Raw genomic sequence first — 20,180 nt, 5'->3', positions numbered from 1 at the left:
TGTGGGGATATAGTATGCTTTTTTTTCCTAAAGGTCAACAACTAGTTTCTACAAAAATAAATAAACATAGAAAATTATTACTTAACAGTCACTTCTTGAAGAATTTTTTCCGACAAAGACTCTTCTTTAAAGCATTCTTCAACTAAATGTTCAAATAACGGCTTATAGTTACTGTACGCAACAGTTTTAGAAACCCCCACTACTGTTTGTACTTGTTTTAATACTTCGCTGAATTTTAAACGAGGATACCCGCGCCCTGAACATTGATTGCAAGGTTTGAAAACAGGCATACCCTGTTTTTCGCTCTCTTTTTTATCTAAAATTTGACCACGTCCATGGCAACGGCATGCTAAACGAATTTCAGCCTTCCCTTTACATGTAGGGCAAACAACTCGAGTTGTCTCTCTCACTTCACGATAAGAGGTCTTATTTATTGGTTTAACTTTCAACCCATCTTTAAAGTTTTGCTCAAGTCCTTTAACCGATTTTGAGGTGTAGCTTTTAGTGGTAAAAACTTCAACCTCAATAAATCCATTACTGCAATCAGGGCACGCTTTCTTACTTGCGGCACTTCTTGCGTAATCTTGAAAAGCATAATTAGCAATAATATGTAAAACTTTGGCTTTATCGTTTTCAGTTAATTTATCAATCGCTTTATATTGATAAGCTTGGGTTAATGCATATTGGTAAAGGCTTTCTATCGCTTCGCTTGGGTTACTAATATTATGTTTAGCTAAAAACAATTCTATTCCCATGCGCCCTTTTCGCGTTACTAGGCTAATTGATGTCATTACATCGGTTACTGAAAGCGAATCTACTGCTTTAACAGTTCTTACATCACTCAATACAATACTTTTGGGTGAAAAATATTTAGGTAAGTCTGCTAGTCTCATTTAATGCTCCTTTTGATTTCCTATCACTACTACTAATTGGTCATCCATGTACCACGACAAGGCATGGCATTTATGCATCTAAATCACCCGCATTTTACGGCGTTATCTCAACGTGATTTTTACTTACCACTCTTGCATTGGTTTATTTAGTTACTTTTTTGTACTTTTCATACTTTTATTAACTAATAGTTAATGCTATATTTTAACCAAAGTAACGTCAAGTAGCAAAGGAAATTAACCAATGGTTAAAAATGATAATAAAACGGAGTTCACAAAAAGGCTTCAAGAAGCTTGTTTAGATTCAGGGATTGCAGGACGTGGGTTAGGTAAAAGAATTACAGATGCACTCGCTGAACAAGGTATAAAAGTCAGTGCTCCAGCAGTATGGAAATGGCTAAACAGTGAGTCAATTCCCGATCCAACAAATATCTTAGCATTAAGTCAATGGCTCGATATTCGAGCAGAATGGTTAGAATATGGACGGGGAGCAAAAAGAAACGATGGTGTTTCGGTCAATGAGATGACACCCGTTGATGATTGGGATAATAATACACCGATAGAACGAGATGAAGTCGAGATCCCCTTCTATACTACTATTGAATTGGCTGCCGGTTTTGGAAGTTGTACCACTGATAATCAGAAGGTGGAATTATTGAGATTTTCTCGTTCTACATTTAATCGCTATGGCGTTCAACCTAGTGATGCTGTTGCTTTTAAAGTTCACGGTGACAGTATGTCCCCTGTTATTCCTGATGGTTCAATTGTCACTATCAGTACAGGACATACAAAAATTGTTGATGGCGGTATTTATGCTATTCAGCAAGGTGATCTTTTAAGAGTCAAAATTTTACATCGACTCCCCAATAACACCATTATCATCCGTAGCTATAACACTATTGATTACCCAGATGAGCGTTCTACATTAGAAGAAGTGAAAATTTTGGGACGCGTATTTAATTGGTCCGTGATGGGTTGGTAGTTTATTATAAAAAGTGGCTTTATAATATTATGGTCTAATATTTTTATAACATTGAACCATAATATTATTATTCAATAAAATCAACTTGTTAAACAATATTTTTCTTATAAAGTTCCTATTGAATTTTATTATTTTAAAAACCATAAAAAAAGTAAAAAATAAAACTTCATTCAATAGGAGAACTAAAATGACTAAACTTATAGTAACTGACTCAGATACTGAGAATAAATTTTATCCTACCAATATTTCATTTAATGCTGATGGTAATACTTACTTACTTTCCATGAGTAAGGATAAAGAATATATGACAAGAACAGTTCACCCATCAGGCAAACTGATCCGTGACCCTTTAGCTGATAGTGGTACTTTTGCATATTATTATGATTATATGAGCATTGCTTATGATGCAGTCACAGGTAAACAGTATTTATGTTGCATTTCAACAGAAAACAAATATTTTGAGCTTTTCTTAATACAAGATAGTGGAAAATTAACCTCTACAAATACGTTTAGCTTCGTTAAAGGCTTTAACCGAAGCATTGCTATATTTATCATCAACAGCAAATTCTTTGTTTATATCCAAAATGAAACAACTAAGTACTGGGAAGTGATGTCAATTAGCAAATGACATGAGTTAATCAAAATTTAAATTTATCAAAGAAAAAACCCGCTATCTCTTGCGAGATAACGGGTTCTTATATGGTGCCGGCTACCGGAGTCGAACTGGTGACCTACTGATTACAAGTCAGTTGCTCTACCAACTGAGCTAAGCCGGCTAATTCTGGCGGAAGGATAGAGATTCGAACTCTAGGATGGTTTCCCATCGGCGGTTTTCAAGACCGCTGCCTTCAGCCACTCGGCCATCCTTCCATAGCGCGGAATTATGCCTATCTCTGACCCCGCTGTCTAGTCCTGATTGTAAAAAAAATGACTTTTTTATCTGTTTGCTCAATCTTCAAGCGCTTTCTGCTTAAAAAATGCTAACCCACTAATATATTGGTTAATTTTTGATAACTAGAGATAAAAAAACCATAGTGATATCGAGAGATAAACGGAGTAATCAAAAAGAAATTAAATAAAAATAAATAAAAGGGAAAATGAAAAATAGAATTATAGATAAGAAAAAACCCGCTATCTCTTACGAGATAACGGGTTCTTATATGGTGCCGGCTACCGGAGTCGAACTGGTGACCTACTGATTACAAGTCAGTTGCTCTACCAACTGAGCTAAGCCGGCTAATTCTGGCGGAAGGATAGAGATTCGAACTCTAGGATGGTTTCCCATCGGCGGTTTTCAAGACCGCTGCCTTCAGCCACTCGGCCATCCTTCCATAGCGCGGAATTATGCCTATCTCTGACCCCGCTGTCTAGCTCCGATTGTAAAAAAATTGGATTTTTTTGTTTGTTTGCTCAAAGTTCATCCGAATATCCCTTTTAAAGCGATAACCTGTTAATATAATGACTGAATAATGGTGATTGTTTATTCAATTTTCTATTTTTAATTACATTGTCTCTTAAAGGCTCGCAAACTGAATGCGTACATTGAACCAACTCAAGCCAAATACACTAACTCGTCTATATGCCCTGTTTCTTCTTTTTATGGTCATATCGCTTTTTCTATACGCTTACAGTTATTTTGACACTTGGCTAGATAGCAAAAAAAATGCTATCAACAATACGACTCTCAAATTTGCTCGACAGGTTGAAGATTACCGTTACCACTCTAATCAGCTTTTTCAGCTATCAAATAAAATAACCGATACCTCGACGTTCCCTGTATTGCCACTTAATCCAATAAAATTACGTTCTGATGTGTTTTGGCTTGAAGGGCGAGATCAAACTGTAGATTCCATTATATTTGGCAAACCCAATGAACAAACCTTTCAGCTAGCACAACGATTTGCAAATTCACTCGAAATTCTTTGGGGAGTACGTAATGATTACAGTTCACTTTATTATCTAAATGGTAAAGGGAATGATCTTATCTTAATTACGACTCATTCTGTGCTTAAACCAGAAATCCGTTACAAAGAAAGCTATTTAACATTAACGGCTGAAAATAAACGGTCTGAGTTATTGATGCAATCAACGGCATTAGATGAAAAAGAGAGTCTTTCTCCTATTAGAAAGATGTCTACAGAAAACATCTATTACTACACTTATCGTATTATGTTTAATGTGCCAGGCCAGTTAACTAGCGTAGTGGCGTTTGATTTACCTATCAATAATTTCTTACCTTCAGAATTGTCTCCACACTACTTAAGACTACTTCCAACAGGTCAGCAATCTGTTTACGACAAAAATAGCATTGAAGTATCAACTGACGGCTCTTCACTGATCTTTTCTCAGCCGATTGCAGGTATCCCCTATTCACTCTCTTATGAATATCCGTTGAAATCGATTATAAAAGAGATTGCCTACAAAAATATTTGGTTATTAATCAGCCTGCTGGTATTTATTTCCATCTCCGTTTTTGGCCATATCTATATTCGTAATAAGTACGTTTTCCCTTATATCTCTATGACTCGTAATCTACGGATCAAAGAAGAGATGACAAACGACATCATTTCGAACCTTCCGATAGGATTATTAGTCTATAATTTTTCCTCTAATCATAAGATTATTAGTAATAGTCATGCGGAAAAATTGCTGCCTCATATCGATTTATCTAAGATCCGCCAAATGGCAGTTGAACACAATGGCTTAATCCAAACGGCTATCAACAACGAAATTTATGAAATAAGAACCAGTAATAACAATAATATTGACAATACATCATTATTCATATTTCTGAATAAAGATAATGAAGCACTAATCAATAAAAAATTACAACTTGCACAACAAGAATATGAGAAAAACACCATCGCACGGCGCAAGATTCTATCTAATATGTCATTAGAACTGATGCGTCCCATCAAAGATATAAATGAGATGGTTTATCAATTCAAAGAGTTATTACCCGAAGATACCCACCAACAATTACTTAGCTTATTATTAGAGAAAACAAATTACATTTCTGAGTGGATAGAAAACATTACATTAATTAATAAGTTAGAAAATCAAGAATGGAAAATTCATAAGGATGAATTTGAACTCTCAACATTAGTTGAATCTATTCTGATAACAGCATCACCTTTTATGATAAGAAAAGGTCTAACACTTTATTTCCACAATAATATAAGACCTGGCTTACTTTTAATTAACGATGGGCCAGCTTTAAGTAAGATTATTTTATCATTGATTAATTATGCCATTAGTACGACTAATTATGGAAAGATAACAGTTAATCTAAATTTAGCCCAAAATAAAGATAAAGAAGAAATACTTATTGATATTATTGACAGTGGAAGTGGGCTTACACCTCAAGACATTGCTAATATAAAATACCCATTTTTAGGCCAAGCAATGGGAGACAAATATTATTCTAATTCAGGTATCATTTTTTATTTGTGTCATTTGTTATGTAATAAAATACAGGGAGAATTAACGATTAAGAGCCAAGAAAGTATTGGTTCTCATTTCCGAATTGTACTCCCATACCAGCATATAGATACAGAAGAACGAACTTTTAACGTATTATTAGAGGGAATAAACGCAAAACTCGCCATAAAAAACCCTGAAATAGAAAAAATCATTTGCCAACAGCTTGATAAATATGGCGCTACATACTTTGATAAAAATAGAGAGAATCTTTATCCTGAATACGATATCATACTTAGGGATACGCCGAATGATAATCCTGAATCTCCAACAATATTATTAATGAGTTCTATTGTTGGATTTGAAAAAATATCAAAAGATTTAATAAAGTGTAACTATAACTTCGGAGATCCTTTAATAGAGGCTATTACTTATTTAATTGAAGAAAATGAGTCATTTCCCCTAGATACAACTAAAGAGAGTATTTGGGATGAAAATAATAACCTTGATAAATACGAAGTAATTCTTAATAATTATAGGAAGACGTTGAATGGTAGTGATTATAAGGAACTATTTATCAGTACTGTTCCTATTGATGTTGAAAAACTACACTTAGAAGCAACAAATAAAGACTTTCATTCTCTAGCCCAGACAGCTCATCGTCTAAAAGGGGTTTTTGCCATGTTAGATTTAGAATATCTCAGAGAAAGCTGTGAATATTTAGAACATGACATAAAAAATCATAATGAATTAGAGATCAAAGAACGTATCACTCAACTGGATAAATGGATTCAACAGTTGCTGCAGCAAGGTAACAATTAAACATGAATAACCTTAATATTATTATTGCCGATGATCACCCAATCGTTTTATTCGGTATTCGTAAATCTTTAGAACAAATTGAATGGGTCAATGTTGTAGGTGAATTTGAAGATTCGACTTCACTTATCAATAACTTACCTAAGTTAAATGTGGATGCATTAATTACTGACTTGTCCATGCCTGGCGATAAGTATGGTGATGGTATTACACTCATTAAGTACATAAAAAGACATTATCCTAATTTGTCGATCATTGTACTTACAATGAATAACAACCCAGCTATTTTGAGTGCAGTCCTTGATCTTGAAATTGAAGGTATTGTGCTTAAACAAGGTGCTCCAACTGATCTGCCAAAAGCATTGGCTGCGCTGCAAAAAGGCAAGAAATTTATGCCTGAAAGCGTTGCTAAGCTACTTGAAAAAGTCAATGCGAATGGCTATGGCGATAAGCGCTTATCACCAAAAGAAAGTGAAGTGCTGAGATTATTTGCTGAAGGCTTCCTTGTGACTGAAATCGCGAAGAAACTTAATCGTAGTATTAAAACGATTAGTAGCCAGAAAAAATCAGCCATGATGAAATTAGGTGTCGATAACGATATCGCATTACTTAATTACTTGTCATCAGTGACTATTGATAAGGAAATTAACGGCCCAGATTAATTTCACCGTAGTTACCTTAGTCACACCGATAAAATCAGGAAGCTCAACCCTTTGTGGGAGCTTCTCTGCTTTTTGGTTTTTACTCTTTATTCCTCATTCTCTTTGGGTTTATCTTTCTCTTTCCTTGTAATATCCTCCTTGTCCACAAACTCCTATAAGCTGTATAAATTATTCTTCTATTTCTTCATACCTTTATTTATTTCCAGGCTCACAGACCGTTGTAGAGGCTTTCTTACCCCGCTTTTTAATCAATTTATCTTGTTATGGCTCTGCTTTTTTTCATCTTATCTATCAAAATGCTTTTTAAACACATCATTTTTCGCCTTGTTTGGGCTTAAAAATAAATAAAGACTAATAAATTAGTCTTTATTTATTTACTCGTTTTATCGTTCACGATCTAGAATTCTTCTTTAGGAATATGTCTCACCAACACTTCTCTTAAAATGGAAAGCGAAACAGGTTTAGATACACAATCATTCATTCCAGCATCAATACAACGTTGCTTCTCTTCAGCAATCGCATTCGCCGTCACACCGATCACAGGCATATCGCTGCCCATTTCCCTTATATGTGTTGCAAGCTGATAGCCATTCATATTCGGCATATTGACATCCGTCAGCACGATATCAACATGATTCTTAGCTAAATACGTTAATGCATCACAGCCATCTTCTGCTGTTGCTGTATTAAAACCGATTTTTTTCAGTTGATCGGTCAACAATAAGCGGTTTATTGGATGATCATCGACAATAAGAACCGTTAAGGTTTGTAAGCTACAATCTGCAGTTTGCTCCACCATCTCTACGCAATTAGCTTCAACTTTGTTTTGTGGTAATTGCAGTATTATTTTTGTTAATTCATTTAGTTTGTAAGTACTGCATACCCATATATTTTCAGCTATTTTCTTCGATGGCTCAAAGTAATGCTCATTGATCCTAATAAATTGGCAGTTATCTTTTCTTGGTAGATCGTAGTCCGTAATAATAAAATCGGTTGAAGATATCACCACTTCTTCAGTAAGTAATTCACAGCTCAAACCGAAATAACGAAGGTATCGACCAATAAAACCTTCCAAATAAAGATTTTTAATATCTATAAAGCAACGAACATTACTTTCTTTATAAATATTCTGTTTAGAAGACGATTCAATTCCTTCTAAGGCACCATAAAGAGGTATACGAACCGTAAAGCGGCTACCAATATTTTCTTGGGAAACAACACTGATATCCCCATCCATTAAGTTGATCAGTTTTTCACAAATGGCCAAACCTAATCCAGTTCCCTCTGATGCACTTTCTGTATTTTGAGATACTTGGAAGAATGGTTCGAACAACTCATGCAATGCTTTATCGCTAATGCCTCGCCCTGTATCGTGAATATCAAAATAGAGATAATAATCATCTTTATAAAGATGTAAGGTAATGCATCCCGTCGTAGTAAATTTAATACTGTTATTCAATAAATTAGAGATAACTTGTTGTACGCGAACAGGATCACTATTTACAATTTTTGGTACGTCAGGTTCGATAAAACAGTAAATAGCCAAGTCTTTTTTCGCAATCAAAGGTAAATAGTTAGAAATAACAAAAGAAAGCACTTGGCGACAATTAAATGGCTTAATATCAATTTTTAACTGTTTAGATTCAATTTTCGAGAAATCGAGGATATCGCTAATAATTTTTAGCAATAACGATGAGGAGTTATCCATCGTCTTTAGTAATCGAGAAGTATCATCATTTTGTGTAAGCGACTGCAATAATTCTAGATTACCAATAATGCCATAAAGTGGTGTTCGTAATTCGTGGCTGACCGTTGCCAAAAACATCGATTTAGCTTGGTTAGCTTGCTCCGCAGCTGTCGCCATATTTTGTAGTGAGCGCTCCATTTTAACCCGTGCGCTAATATCCACTAAAACACAGATAGCCACATCTTCATTTTGATAACGTGAGTTAACAAAACTTATTTGCAGATGATTACGATTGTTGGTCACTACATCGACCATATTGCTACTTTTCTCAGCAATAATAGAAAGGATATTTTGTTTATCGCTATGGCTAAGCAAACGAAAATAGTTGTGTGCTAGCTCGTTACTTAAGATGATCATGCCATCACGTATTCTAAGAATACTGATCCCGACTGGCGCTGATGCCACAATCTTATGGTTAAACTGTTCGTGCTCTTCTAGACGAGAGGCATTATTTTCGGCTGGAGAGAATATTTTTCTCTCAAAGATCCAGACGAAAATAAAAATCATAATGGCTGAAATAATATTTAAGATCAGCGCATTAAAAATCGTGAATTTAAATTCATTTAAAATTTGTTTGAGTGGTAATGAATACACCACACTAAAAGATGAAGGTAATAATTTACGCTTAGCAACTAAATCACTAAAGTCTTCATCAAAACCAAAATAAGGAGCACTGACATCAGGAACCTGTTTAACGGCATGATAGTTGTTTTCTGCTGGATAGCTTAAAACAGTGGTGTTCCTACTGTTAAGAAGGTGAATTGAAATCACTCTATCTTTGGCAGGAGAGAAATACTCAAGACGAATAGCTCTTTCAATACCAATCAGACCAATGAATTTACCTGAGGCATAAACTGGCGACATAACATATAAAATGCCACTATCCCCTTTTGCATCTGGCACTATCCAATATTGGTTAACTTCTTTACCTTGTGCGCGTTGATTAACATAGTTACGTGTATTTTCGTAAACCATTTTTTTCAACATTTCAGTATCAACAGGGGATGCGCGCAAAGGGAAGTTAATCATACACATGCTATGGGAGCCAACCATAAAGACTTGGTTTATCCCTTGTAATGCCGGAGTATTATCTTTCCAATAATATAAGATGCTGTTAAAGGAGCGGAAATAGTTGTTTGTTTGCCCCTTAAATAATTCACAATCTGCGGTGTCATTAAGTTTATGAAGTGAGAATGGTCCTTCATAAAATAATGAGTTTTTTATGCTCGGGTTTAAGTTAATTTGTTCTTGGTGACGTTCTGCGAGGTATTGTAAATCGCGGATAGTGCCGGAGGTTTGCCTAAAGAAACCAAGGAGATTAGTATAGTTATTACTATACTCTTGCCGAATATCAGACTTAGTATCATTGAAGATATTGATGAGGTAAAACATGGTTAGCAATGCACCCATCGCCCACAACATGATACCTAATATGCGAAAAAGGTAGCGGGAAATTTTTAACGATGTTTTAAAGGACGAGAGATATCTCAAACAACCACCCTAATCAATATTCCTACCGCATAAGAAACTTATTCTATTCTAGCAGAAGTTACTGAATGTCTGAATGATATGATCTTTATCATCAGGATAATTATTTCTGATGATGAACTGATCCTACCACATAAAAAAAGCAGGCAATTATGCCTGCTTTCTTTTATTTATACATCACAATAATGATAAATATTATTCTTCGTCCGCATCATCTGCTAAATCTGAATCAGGTGCTTCTGATGGCGTTTCGCTAATAACCTCATTAACTTCGTCGTCATCTAATGCATCGTCTTCATCTTCAACACGTTGCAAGCCAACAACCAACTCATCTTCTGTTGTACGAATTAAGGTAACACCTTGTGTATTACGTCCAACAATGCTGACTTCAGAAACACGTGTACGAACTAATGTACCCGCATTGGTGATCATCATAATCTGGTCAGTTTCTTCAACTTGAATTGCACCAACAACTTTACCGTTACGCTCACTCACTTTAATAGAGATAACGCCTTGTGTTGCACGATTCTTCGTTGGGTATTCGCTTTGAGCAGTACGTTTACCATAACCATTTTCAGTTACGGTTAAGATATCACCTTCACCGCGAGGGATGATGAGTGAAACCACTTTATCGTCATCGCTCAGTTTCATACCACGAACACCTGTCGCAGTACGGCCCATTGGACGAACACAATCTTCCGCAAAGCGAACCACTTTACCTTCAGCAGAGAACAACATAACTTCGTTTGTGCTATCGGTTAAATCAACACCGATTAATTCATCGCCTTCATTTAAGTTAACGGCAATGATACCTGCACTACGAGGACGGCTGAAATCTTGCAGAGGTGTTTTCTTCACAGTTCCGCTTGCCGTTGCCATAAAGACAAACTTACCTTCTTCATACTCTCTTACTGGCAAAATAGCGGTAATACGTTCATTTTGCTCAAGAGGTAATAAGTTGATAATTGGACGACCACGAGCACCGCGACTTGCCTCTGGTAACTGGTAAACCTTCATCCAGTAGAGACGACCACGGCTTGAGAAGCATAAAATCGTGTCATGGGTGTTAGCCACCAATAGACGATCGATAAAGTCTTCTTCTTTAATTCTTGCTGCTGATTTACCTTTACCGCCACGACGCTGTGCTTCGTAATCAGTAAGCGGTTGATATTTAACGTAACCTTGGTGAGAAAGTGTCACAACAACATTTTCTTCATTGATCAAGTCTTCAATATTAATATCAGCCGTGTTTTCAGTGATCTCGGTGCGACGAGGATCATTATATTGATCTTTAATCGCATTTAGCTCTTCACGAATAACTTCCATCAAACGTTCTGGGCTTCTTAAGATATGTAATAACTCAGCAATTTGGAGTAATAACTCACGATATTCATCTAACAGTTTTTCATGTTCAAGGCCTGTCAGTTTCTGCAAACGCAGATCCAAAATAGCTTGAGCTTGTTGCTCTGTTAGATAGTATTTACCGTCGTGCACGCCATATTGTGGCTCTAACCATTCAGGACGAGCAACGTTGCTGTCGCCAGCACGCTCTAACATGGTAGAAACGCTACCTAAATCCCAAGGCTGTGCAATTAATGCCGCTTTTGCTTCTGCTGGATTTGGTGCTTGACGGATCATTTCAATAACTGGGTCAATGTTCGCCAATGCAACAGCCAGTGCTTCTAAGATATGAGCACGGTCACGCGCTTTGCGTAATTCGTAAATAGTACGACGAGTAACAACTTCACGACGGTGACGAATAAAGGCAGAGATAATTTCTTTTAGATTTAATAATTTTGGCTGGCCTTGGTGAAGCGCAACCATATTAATACCGAAAGAAACCTGCATTTGTGTTTGTGAGAATAAGTGATTTAATACCACTTCACCCACAGCATCACGTTTGATTTCAACGACAATACGCATACCGTCTTTATCAGACTCGTCACGTAATCCGCTAATACCTTCAATACGCTTATCTTTAACAAGCTCTGCAATTTTTTCAATTAAACGAGCTTTATTCACCTGATAAGGAATTTCTGTCACGATAATAGTTTCGCGACCTGTTTTCTCATCAGTTTCGATATCAGCCTGAGCACGGATATAAATTTTTCCGCGACCAGTACGGTAAGCATCTAAAATTCCTCTGCGACCATTAATAATAGCGGCAGTCGGGAAATCAGGCCCCGTAATATGTTCCATCAACTCTTCAATCGTGATGTCTTCGTTATCAACATAAGCAAGACAGCCGTCGATAACTTCGCCTAGGTTATGTGGAGGAATGTTTGTTGCCATCCCTACCGCAATCCCTGAAGAACCATTGACTAACAAGTTTGGAATACGGGTTGGCATTACTGCCGGAATATGTTCTGTTCCATCATAGTTAGGAACAAAATCAACCGTTTCTTTTTCCAAATCCGCCAGCAGTTCATGGGCGATTTTCGCCATACGAACTTCGGTATAACGCATTGCAGCAGCCGAGTCACCATCAACTGACCCGAAGTTACCCTGCCCGTCAACCAACATGTAACGCATAGAAAAAGGCTGTGCTAAACGAACAATCGTTTCATAAACAGCACTGTCACCGTGCGGGTGATATTTACCGATAACATCCCCAACAACACGGGCTGATTTTTTATAAGGTTTATTCCAATCGTTTCCTAGTACATTCATCGCGAAAAGCACTCGGCGGTGTACTGGCTTCAGTCCGTCTCGAACATCGGGTAATGCGCGTCCTACAATAACAGACATCGCATAATCCAAATATGAGCTTTTCAGCTCTTCTTCGATATTAACTGGTGTGATTTCTCTGGCAATGTCGCTCATGGAGCCACTGTCCCTCATACTACGGATTCAAAGGTTTAGAACTATACCACAAATCGCCAATTTTTGGAAAAAGGAAACAACTAAATTAATGATCCTTTCGCTATTCTCTTCGATTTCACCGTCTAACGTTGGTAGAATCATGGCAATATGAAAATAGGAGTAATACTTTCTGATGAATGATAAAACAACCTCTTTACATGCTAACGTGGATCAGCATGAAATCGACAAGTTTGAAAGCGTCGCATCACGGTGGTGGGATCTTGAAGGTGAATTTAAGCCATTGCACCGCATCAACCCATTAAGGCTCAACTATATTCAAGAACGCGCAGACGGCCTATTTGGAAAAAAAGTCCTAGATGTTGGTTGCGGTGGCGGTATTTTGTCTGAAAGTATGGCATGTGCTGGAGCTGAAGTAACTGGTCTTGATATGGGTACAGAGCCATTACAAGTTGCTCGTTTGCATTCGCTGGAATCAGGTATTCCTGTCACTTACATTCAAGATACTGTTGAAAATCACGCGAATGAAAACCCACAAACTTACGACGTCGTTACCTGTATGGAGATGTTAGAGCACGTTCCTGACCCTTCTTCTGTTGTAAGAGCCTGTGCAAAATTGGTAAAACCCGGTGGACATGTTTTCTTCTCAACCATCAATCGTAATAAAAAAGCGTGGCTGATGCTGGTGGTAGGGGCGGAGTATATTCTGAATATGGTACCTAAGGGCACACATGATGCTAATAAGTTTATTCGCCCGTCAGAATTACTGAGTTGGGTCGATGAAACCGATTTGCGTAGCAAAAATATGATTGGTTTACATTATAACCCGATCACTGACAAATTCCGATTAGCGCCAAATGTCGATGTGAATTATATGGTGCACACACAATCGACACATAACTCGAATTCGTGAAACTGAAAGTTTGATTTGGTTTAATAAAACATCAAACGATCACATTTTTTAAAATTGACTTTACATCGTTGTCACTTGAATTTGTGTTTCTTACTGCCTGTATTTATGCAGGGTACAGGCAGTTGTTAAAAAATTTATCCCCTATTTATCCACAGAAACAATCAGATTTGTACACTTGATCAATCTCTCAATTACCTTTATCTTGTTATCACCATTTGAACCAACCCCTATATATTGTGTTTCCTTAAATTTCACACCACAAGACTCCTTGGCACAGATTGTCATCGGGAGCGTTTTTTTGCGGTATAAAATTTCAGGTAACACTAATGCAAGAAAGGTGCATCGCTCATGAATCACAGCCTGCTCGTCACAAAACGTGATGGTCATAAAGAACGCATTGACTTAGACAAAATTCACCGTGTTATCGCCTGGGCCGCTGAAGGTCTAGAAAATGTCTCAGTATCTCAAGTTGAATTACGTTCTCAGATTCAGTTTTATGATGGTATCAAAACTGCTGATATCCATGAAACGCTGGTAAAAGCTGCTGCAGACTTAATTTCTGGTGAAACGCCTGATTATCAGTATCTCGCTGCCCGTCTTGCCGTATTTAATTTACGTAAAAAAGCGTATGGCCAATTTGAGCCACCAACACTGTATGATCACGTTAAAAAATTAGTCGATTTAGGCAAATATGATCGCCATCTTCTTGAAGATTACACACAAGAAGAGTTCGAACAGATGAATAACTTTATTGTTCATCAACGTGATATGAACTTCTCCTACGCTGCGGTTAAACAATTAGAAGGTAAATACTTCGTTCAAAACCGTATTACAGGTGAAATTTACGAAAGCGCACAGTTCTTATATGTTTTAGTTGCGGCTTGCTTGTTCTCTCGTTATCCACAAGCAACACGTATGGACTATATCGAACGTTTCTATAATGCGATTTCAACCTTTAAAATCTCATTACCAACGCCAATCATGGCGGGTGTAAGAACACCAACTCGTCAATTTAGCTCTTGTGTATTAATTGAGTGTGACGACAGCCTTGATTCTATCAATGCGACATCAAGTGCCATTGTGAAATATGTTTCTCAGCGTGCAGGTATTGGTATTAATGCAGGTCGTATACGTGCATTAGGTAGTGCTATTCGTAATGGTGAAGCATTCCACACAGGTTGTATCCCTTTCTATAAACACTTCCAAACTGCGGTAAAATCTTGCTCGCAAGGTGGTGTTCGTGGTGGTGCGGCAACTTTATTCTATCCATTATGGCATTTAGAAGTTGAAAGCCTGCTGGTACTGAAAAACAACCGTGGTGTTGATGATAACCGTGTTCGTCATTTAGATTACGGCGTTCAGTTAAACAAATTAATGTATGAACGTTTAATCAAAGGTCAGGATATTACTTTATTCAGCCCTTCTGACGTCCCGGGTTTATATGATGCATTCTTTGCTGATCAAGATGAATTTGAACGTTTATATGTGCAATATGAGAAAGATAAAAGCATCCGCCAAAAACAAGTTAAAGCGGTTGAGTTATTCTCATTGATGATGCAAGAACGTGCATCAACTGGCCGTATTTACATTCAGAACGTTGACCACTGTAATACACATAGCCCATTTGATCCGGCTGTTGCACCAATTCGCCAATCAAATTTATGCTTAGAAATTGCACTGCCAACTAAACCATTGAATGATATTAAAGATCCTAATGGTGAAATTGCACTGTGTACGTTATCTGCATTTAACTTAGGTGCAATTGAAAATCTTGATGATTTAGAAGAACTTGCTCGTTTAGCCGTTCGCTCATTGGATGCACTGTTAGATTATCAAGATTACCCAATCTTAGCGGCAAAACAAGGTGCAATGGGTCGTCGTACCTTAGGTATTGGTGTGATTAACTTTGCTTATTATTTAGCAAAACACGGTGTTCGCTACTCTGATGGTAGTGCAAATAACTTAACTCATCGTGCATTTGAAGCAATTCAATACTATTTATTAAAAGCATCTAATGAATTAGCGAAAGAACAAGGCGCATGTCCATGGTTTAATGAAACCACTTATGCTGACGGTATCTTACCTATTGATACCTACAAAAAATCATTAGATGTACTGACAAAAGAACCTCTGCATTACGATTGGGAAAGTTTACGTAAAGACATTAAAGAGCACGGTTTACGTAACTCAACACTGTCTGCGCTGATGCCATCAGAAACATCTTCACAGATTTCGAATGCAACAAATGGTATCGAACCACCACGTGGTTATATCAGTATTAAAGCCTCTAAAGACGGTATTTTACGTCAAGTGGTTCCTGAGTATGAGCGTTTGAAAGGCGCTTATGAATTACTGTGGCAAATGCCAAGTATTGAAGGTTACTTGCAGTTAGTGGGCATCATGCAGAAATTCGTTGACCAAGCAATTTCAGCAAACACTAACTACGATCCTACTCGTTTCCCTAGCGGTAAGGTTCCAATGAACCAACTGCTGAAAGATTTGCTGCTCGCTTACAAATACGGTGTGAAAACACTTTATTATCACAATACCCGTGATGGTGCTGATGATGTACAGGGTGATCTGGAAGAAGTCGTTGAGACGGAAGATTCAGATTGTGAAGGCGGCGCGTGTAAAATTTAATTGAGGAAGCTATGTCGTATACTACTTTTTCACAAGTTAAAAATGATCAACTTCAGGAGCCCATGTTTTTTGGGCAACCTGTTAACGTAGCGCGTTATGATCAGCAAAAATATCCTATTTTTGAAAAGCTAATTGAAAAACAACTCTCCTTCTTCTGGCGTCCAGAAGAAGTGGATGTTTCTCGTGACCGCATTGACTACAATGCTTTACCTGATCATGAAAAACATATTTTTATTAGTAATTTAAAATATCAAACGCTGTTGGATTCGATTCAAGGAAGAAGCCCTAACGTGGCATTTTTACCTTTAATCTCGATCCCAGAGTTAGAGACATGGGTTGAAACATGGTCATTCTCTGAAACCATCCACTCGCGCTCTTATACTCATATTATTCGTAATATTGTTAACGATCCGTCAGTTGTGTTCGATGATATCGTTGAAAATGAAGAAATTTTAAAACGCGCGCGTGATATTTCTTCTTATTATGACGAGTTAATCAAGCTAACAAATCTTTATCACATGTATGGTGAAGGCGACCATCAAGTTAAAGGTAAAACGGTTCATGTCACGTTACGCAAATTAAAGAAACAGCTTTATCTGTGCTTAATGAGCGTCAACGCACTAGAAGCAATCCGTTTCTATGTTAGCTTTGCTTGTTCATTTGCCTTTGCTGAACGTGAACTGATGGAAGGTAACGCAAAGATCATTCGACTAATTGCTCGTGACGAAGCGCTACACTTAACAGGTACACAGCACATGCTGAATTTACTGCGTTCAGGTCAAGATGATCCTGAAATGGCAGAAATCGCAGCAGAATGTGAGCAAGAGTGTTATGACCTGTTCGTTGAAGCCGCAGAGCAAGAAAAAGAGTGGGCTGAATACCTATTCTCTGAAGGCTCTATGATTGGTTTAAATAAAGATATCCTTTGCCAATATGTTGAATATATTACCAACATTCGCATGCAAGCAGTGGGTCTTAAATTACCATTTAAAGCACGTTCTAACCCTATTCCATGGATCAATGCATGGTTAGTGTCTGACAACGTTCAAGTTGCGCCTCAAGAAGTTGAAGTCAGTTCTTACTTAGTGGGTCAAATCGATTCACAAGTTGATACTGATGATTTAAGTAACTTTGAACTGTAATACTGAGAAATAACACCGATACGTTATGGCATCTCATAAAGTGACCCTGCATCAGCAGGGTCTTTCAAAACCTTTAGAATTTCATACTGACACCCATCCTTCTTTGCTTGATGCATTAGAACATGGGAAAGTCCAAGTCGAATACCAATGTCGTGAAGGCTATTGCGGCTCTTGTCGCCTACGCCTAGTGAAAGGCAAAGTTTGTTATCGTAATGAACCTTTAGCGTTTATCCAACCCGATGAAATCTTACCTTGTAGCTGCCATCCCATCAGTGATATCGAAATAGAAATTTACTCTGAATAATTTGAATTATCTTAATTTGAGCTTTTTTCTAACACTCTTGTTCAACTTTGACTAAGGTTAAGTTAACACGATAAAAAAAGGAAAAGCATTATGAAATTAAAGTCTATTTTCTCAGTCATTGCTATTTCTACATCAATTCTGCTTGTTGCAGGCTGTTCAAGTCCACAAAAAATAGAAACAGTAAATGGGGAAACAATTTTAACGACAGATAAACCCCAAGAAGATGAAGCAACCGGGTTAATTACCTACAAAGATTCAGAAACCGGACAGATTAAACAGATTAATCGTGATCAAATAAGACGAATGGTAGAGCTTGACGATTAACGCTCTTATAAGCCCTTCTCTTAAAGCGCCAATTCATATTTATGATTGGCGTTTTTTTATTCATAAAATCTTTTTTGTAAACTAATCATTACACTATACGTAATTAAAATTTGACAGAAATTTACCATTCTTATACTCTGCTTTTTAAGTAAATAAAATAGTCTAGTGAACAGAGGATCTTGTGAAGAATCGCACTATAGGCAGTGTTTTTATTGTTGCAGGAACAACAATTGGGGCAGGTATGCTGGCAATGCCACTAGCTGCTGTGGGTATCGGCTTTAGCACGATGATGCTATTGCTTGTTGGCTTATGGTTATTGATGAGCTATACCGCATTACTGCTGGTGGAAGTTTATCAATACAACGATCCTCATACAGGTCTTGGCTCTATCGCAAAACGCTATCTCGGTGTAGGTGGTCAAGTTATCACTGGGCTCGCACTGTTGCTATTAATGTACGCGTTAACGACCGCTTATATTAGCGGTGCGGGTGAATTACTTTCAGCCACCCTTTCATCTTGGATTGGACATGAGCTTTCTGTCACACAAGGTATTATTATCTTTACAGTGATTGGCGGAGCTGTGGTAGGAATTGGTACAACATCGGTTGATATGATTAACCGTCTATTGTTTACTGCAAAAGTTTTCTTCCTCATATTTATGCTGATTGTGATGTTACCTCACGTTGAGTCAGTAAACTTAACCTCAATGCCTGTGGCATATGGGCTGATTCTTTCTGCTATTCCTGTTATTTTCACCTCATTTGGTTTCCACGGTAGTGTGCCAAGTATCGTAAGTTACATGAATGGCGATATTAAAAAGCTGCGTATTATCTTTATTATTGGTAGTGCTATTCCGCTTGTTGCTTATATCTTATGGCAAATTGCCACATTAGGTGCTATCCCAACAAATACTTTTATGGGAATTATGGCGCAACAATCTGGGTTAAATGGCTTACTTACCGCTATTCGTGATGTTGTTGCTACACCTCGCGTGAATATTGCAGTTAACTTATTTGCGGCATTAGCTTTAGCGACTTCATTCCTTGGTGTTGCATTAGGTCTATTTGATTATCTTGCGGATCTCTTTAAGCGCAGTAATCGTGCAACTGGGCGTGCGCAATCAAGCTTATTAACCTTTGTTCCACCTTTAGTTTGTGCGCTTTATTTCCCTAACTTTGTGCAAGCATTAGCTTATGCGGCTATCGCACTGTCAATTTTAGCATTGCTTCTACCCGCTTTATTAGTATGGAAAGTTAGACAAGAACAAAACGGTGCTGATAAATACAAAGTTAAAGGTGGTAAAGGCGCATTAGGTATTGTGTTTGTTTGCGGTCTGATAGTTATAGGTATTCAAATCGCCATTACTTTTGGTTTATTACCTCAAGTTGGCTAACTTCCTTTCTTATATCGCTTTCTTGTAGATAACAAAAAAGCAGGTGCTAATTTTAGACACCTGCTTTTTTTGATTCAGATATAGCGCCTAGATTAGAAACTTAAACCGGCACCCACATAGAAACCGTCAGCTAATTTATTATTGCTTCTATTATGTGAGTTTTCGATTTCAATCACACGATAACCAGCATTGACATGCAATGGTTTAAATACCGTTAATTGAGCACCTACATCGGCTTCATAATAAGATTTGCTACCAGAGGTTAATCCTTCAGGAGATGCATAGGCTTCGCCATACACACTTAAAGAAGGTAGAACATTCCAGTTAAGGCCCACACCACCCGCTAAAGCAGCACCATCATCACCATTTTTGGGTGCTAAATAGAGAGCTTTACCACCAACACTTGCTGAAAAAGGTCCTAAAGGTAACGCAAATTTTGCACCTAAGCTTCCTACTTGACCATCGTGATCACTACGAGCCCAGTTACCATTAAAAGAAAGACCCGCATTAGGATCACCTAAACCAGCGCGAACATCTGTATAATGTTCCCCTGCTTGAATATTCATTGATACTGCATTGGCATTTCCAGCCACAAACAGCGCACTTATCGCACCGACCAATAAATATTTTTTCATT

The 20,180-nt window shown here is 37.5% G+C and carries 14 protein-coding genes and 4 tRNA genes; 10 read left to right on the top strand and 8 right to left on the bottom strand.

What is annotated here, in order from left to right; genetic code table 11:
• Window positions 1-77: 77 nt before the first annotated feature.
• Window positions 78-893: an antitermination protein gene (locus AB4J89_RS01055; RefSeq protein WP_368467793.1), complete on the bottom strand. Its 816-nt coding sequence runs from the start codon at window positions 891-893 to the stop codon at window positions 78-80.
• A 241-nt stretch (window positions 894-1,134) separates the two neighbouring features.
• Here AB4J89_RS01055 and AB4J89_RS01050 point away from each other — a divergent pair, with 241 nt between their 5' ends.
• Both AB4J89_RS01050 and AB4J89_RS01045 read left to right on the top strand, forming a co-directional pair.
• Window positions 1,135-1,872, top strand: coding sequence for a helix-turn-helix transcriptional regulator (locus AB4J89_RS01050; protein ID WP_088495150.1), 738 nt, complete (start codon window positions 1,135-1,137; stop codon window positions 1,870-1,872).
• A 187-nt stretch (window positions 1,873-2,059) separates the two neighbouring features.
• Window positions 2,060-2,500, top strand: coding sequence for a hypothetical protein (locus AB4J89_RS01045; protein ID WP_075674219.1), 441 nt, complete (start codon window positions 2,060-2,062; stop codon window positions 2,498-2,500).
• A gap of 72 nt (window positions 2,501-2,572) precedes the next feature.
• On the opposite strand, the gene AB4J89_RS01040 is transcribed toward AB4J89_RS01045, so the two are convergent.
• The 4 genes from AB4J89_RS01040 to AB4J89_RS01025 all read right to left on the bottom strand — a co-directional run bounded on the left by AB4J89_RS01040 (window position 2,573) and on the right by AB4J89_RS01025 (window position 3,203).
• A tRNA-Thr gene (locus AB4J89_RS01040) sits at window positions 2,573-2,648 on the bottom strand.
• Window positions 2,649-2,654: 6 nt separating this feature from the next.
• Window positions 2,655-2,742 (bottom strand) — tRNA-Ser (locus tag AB4J89_RS01035).
• Window positions 2,743-3,033: 291 nt separating this feature from the next.
• Window positions 3,034-3,109, bottom strand: a tRNA-Thr gene (locus AB4J89_RS01030).
• Window positions 3,110-3,115: 6 nt separating this feature from the next.
• A tRNA-Ser gene (locus tag AB4J89_RS01025) sits at window positions 3,116-3,203 on the bottom strand.
• 202 nt (window positions 3,204-3,405) lie between these two features.
• Between AB4J89_RS01025 and rcsD the strand changes: the two genes are divergently transcribed.
• Window positions 3,406-6,114, top strand: coding sequence for a phosphotransferase RcsD (rcsD, locus tag AB4J89_RS01020; protein ID WP_088495149.1), 2,709 nt, complete (start codon window positions 3,406-3,408; stop codon window positions 6,112-6,114).
• A gap of 2 nt (window positions 6,115-6,116) precedes the next feature.
• A complete protein-coding gene (rcsB, locus tag AB4J89_RS01015) occupies window positions 6,117-6,773 on the top strand; it encodes a response regulator transcription factor RcsB (protein ID WP_006533269.1) in 657 nt (218 codons plus the stop codon).
• Window positions 6,774-7,170: 397 nt separating this feature from the next.
• On the opposite strand, the gene rcsC is transcribed toward rcsB, so the two are convergent.
• The gene (gene rcsC, locus AB4J89_RS01010; RefSeq protein WP_088495148.1) at window positions 7,171-10,011 is read right to left on the bottom strand and encodes a two-component system sensor histidine kinase RcsC; all 2,841 of its coding nucleotides are present in this window, start codon (window positions 10,009-10,011) and stop codon (window positions 7,171-7,173) included.
• Window positions 10,012-10,203: 192 nt separating this feature from the next.
• Entirely contained in the window at window positions 10,204-12,831 is a 2,628-nt protein-coding gene (gene gyrA / locus AB4J89_RS01005; protein WP_088495147.1) for a DNA topoisomerase (ATP-hydrolyzing) subunit A, read from the bottom strand.
• A gap of 172 nt (window positions 12,832-13,003) precedes the next feature.
• Here gyrA and ubiG point away from each other — a divergent pair, with 172 nt between their 5' ends.
• The 6 genes from ubiG (at window position 13,004) to tyrP (ending at window position 19,544) form a co-directional block, all read left to right on the top strand.
• Window positions 13,004-13,741 (top strand): bifunctional 2-polyprenyl-6-hydroxyphenol methylase/3-demethylubiquinol 3-O-methyltransferase UbiG, encoded by a 738-nt coding sequence (gene ubiG, locus AB4J89_RS01000; RefSeq protein ID WP_102949485.1) that lies wholly within the window; start codon window positions 13,004-13,006, stop codon window positions 13,739-13,741.
• Window positions 13,742-14,089: 348 nt separating this feature from the next.
• The gene (gene nrdA / locus AB4J89_RS00995; protein ID WP_088495146.1) at window positions 14,090-16,381 is read left to right on the top strand and encodes a class 1a ribonucleoside-diphosphate reductase subunit alpha; all 2,292 of its coding nucleotides are present in this window, start codon (window positions 14,090-14,092) and stop codon (window positions 16,379-16,381) included.
• Window positions 16,382-16,392: 11 nt separating this feature from the next.
• Window positions 16,393-17,523, top strand: a complete 1,131-nt coding sequence (gene nrdB, locus AB4J89_RS00990; RefSeq protein ID WP_075670676.1) for a class Ia ribonucleoside-diphosphate reductase subunit beta — start codon at window positions 16,393-16,395, stop codon at window positions 17,521-17,523.
• Window positions 17,524-17,548: 25 nt separating this feature from the next.
• Window positions 17,549-17,827 carry a class I ribonucleotide reductase maintenance protein YfaE gene (yfaE, locus tag AB4J89_RS00985; RefSeq protein ID WP_075670674.1) on the top strand — a complete coding sequence of 93 codons (279 nt, stop codon included), beginning with the start codon at window positions 17,549-17,551 and terminating at the stop codon, window positions 17,825-17,827.
• A gap of 90 nt (window positions 17,828-17,917) precedes the next feature.
• Window positions 17,918-18,151, top strand: coding sequence for a YgdI/YgdR family lipoprotein (locus tag AB4J89_RS00980; RefSeq protein WP_036935606.1), 234 nt, complete (start codon window positions 17,918-17,920; stop codon window positions 18,149-18,151).
• 181 nt (window positions 18,152-18,332) lie between these two features.
• Entirely contained in the window at window positions 18,333-19,544 is a 1,212-nt protein-coding gene (tyrP, locus tag AB4J89_RS00975) for a tyrosine transporter TyrP (RefSeq protein WP_088495144.1), read from the top strand.
• A gap of 92 nt (window positions 19,545-19,636) precedes the next feature.
• On the opposite strand, the gene AB4J89_RS00970 is transcribed toward tyrP, so the two are convergent.
• On the bottom strand, window positions 19,637-20,179 hold the full coding sequence (locus AB4J89_RS00970; protein ID WP_088495143.1) for a YfaZ family outer membrane protein: 543 nt from the start codon (window positions 20,177-20,179) through the stop codon (window positions 19,637-19,639).
• Between the last annotated feature and the right edge of the window lies 1 nt (window position 20,180).

The sequence above is a fragment of the Proteus sp. STS61-E genome, from assembly GCF_040932335.1.
GTDB classification, from domain to species: domain Bacteria; phylum Pseudomonadota; class Gammaproteobacteria; order Enterobacterales; family Enterobacteriaceae; genus Proteus; species Proteus mirabilis_B.
The sequence above is the reverse complement of the archived record's forward strand: the minus strand, read 5'-3'. Positions and strand labels throughout refer to the sequence as shown.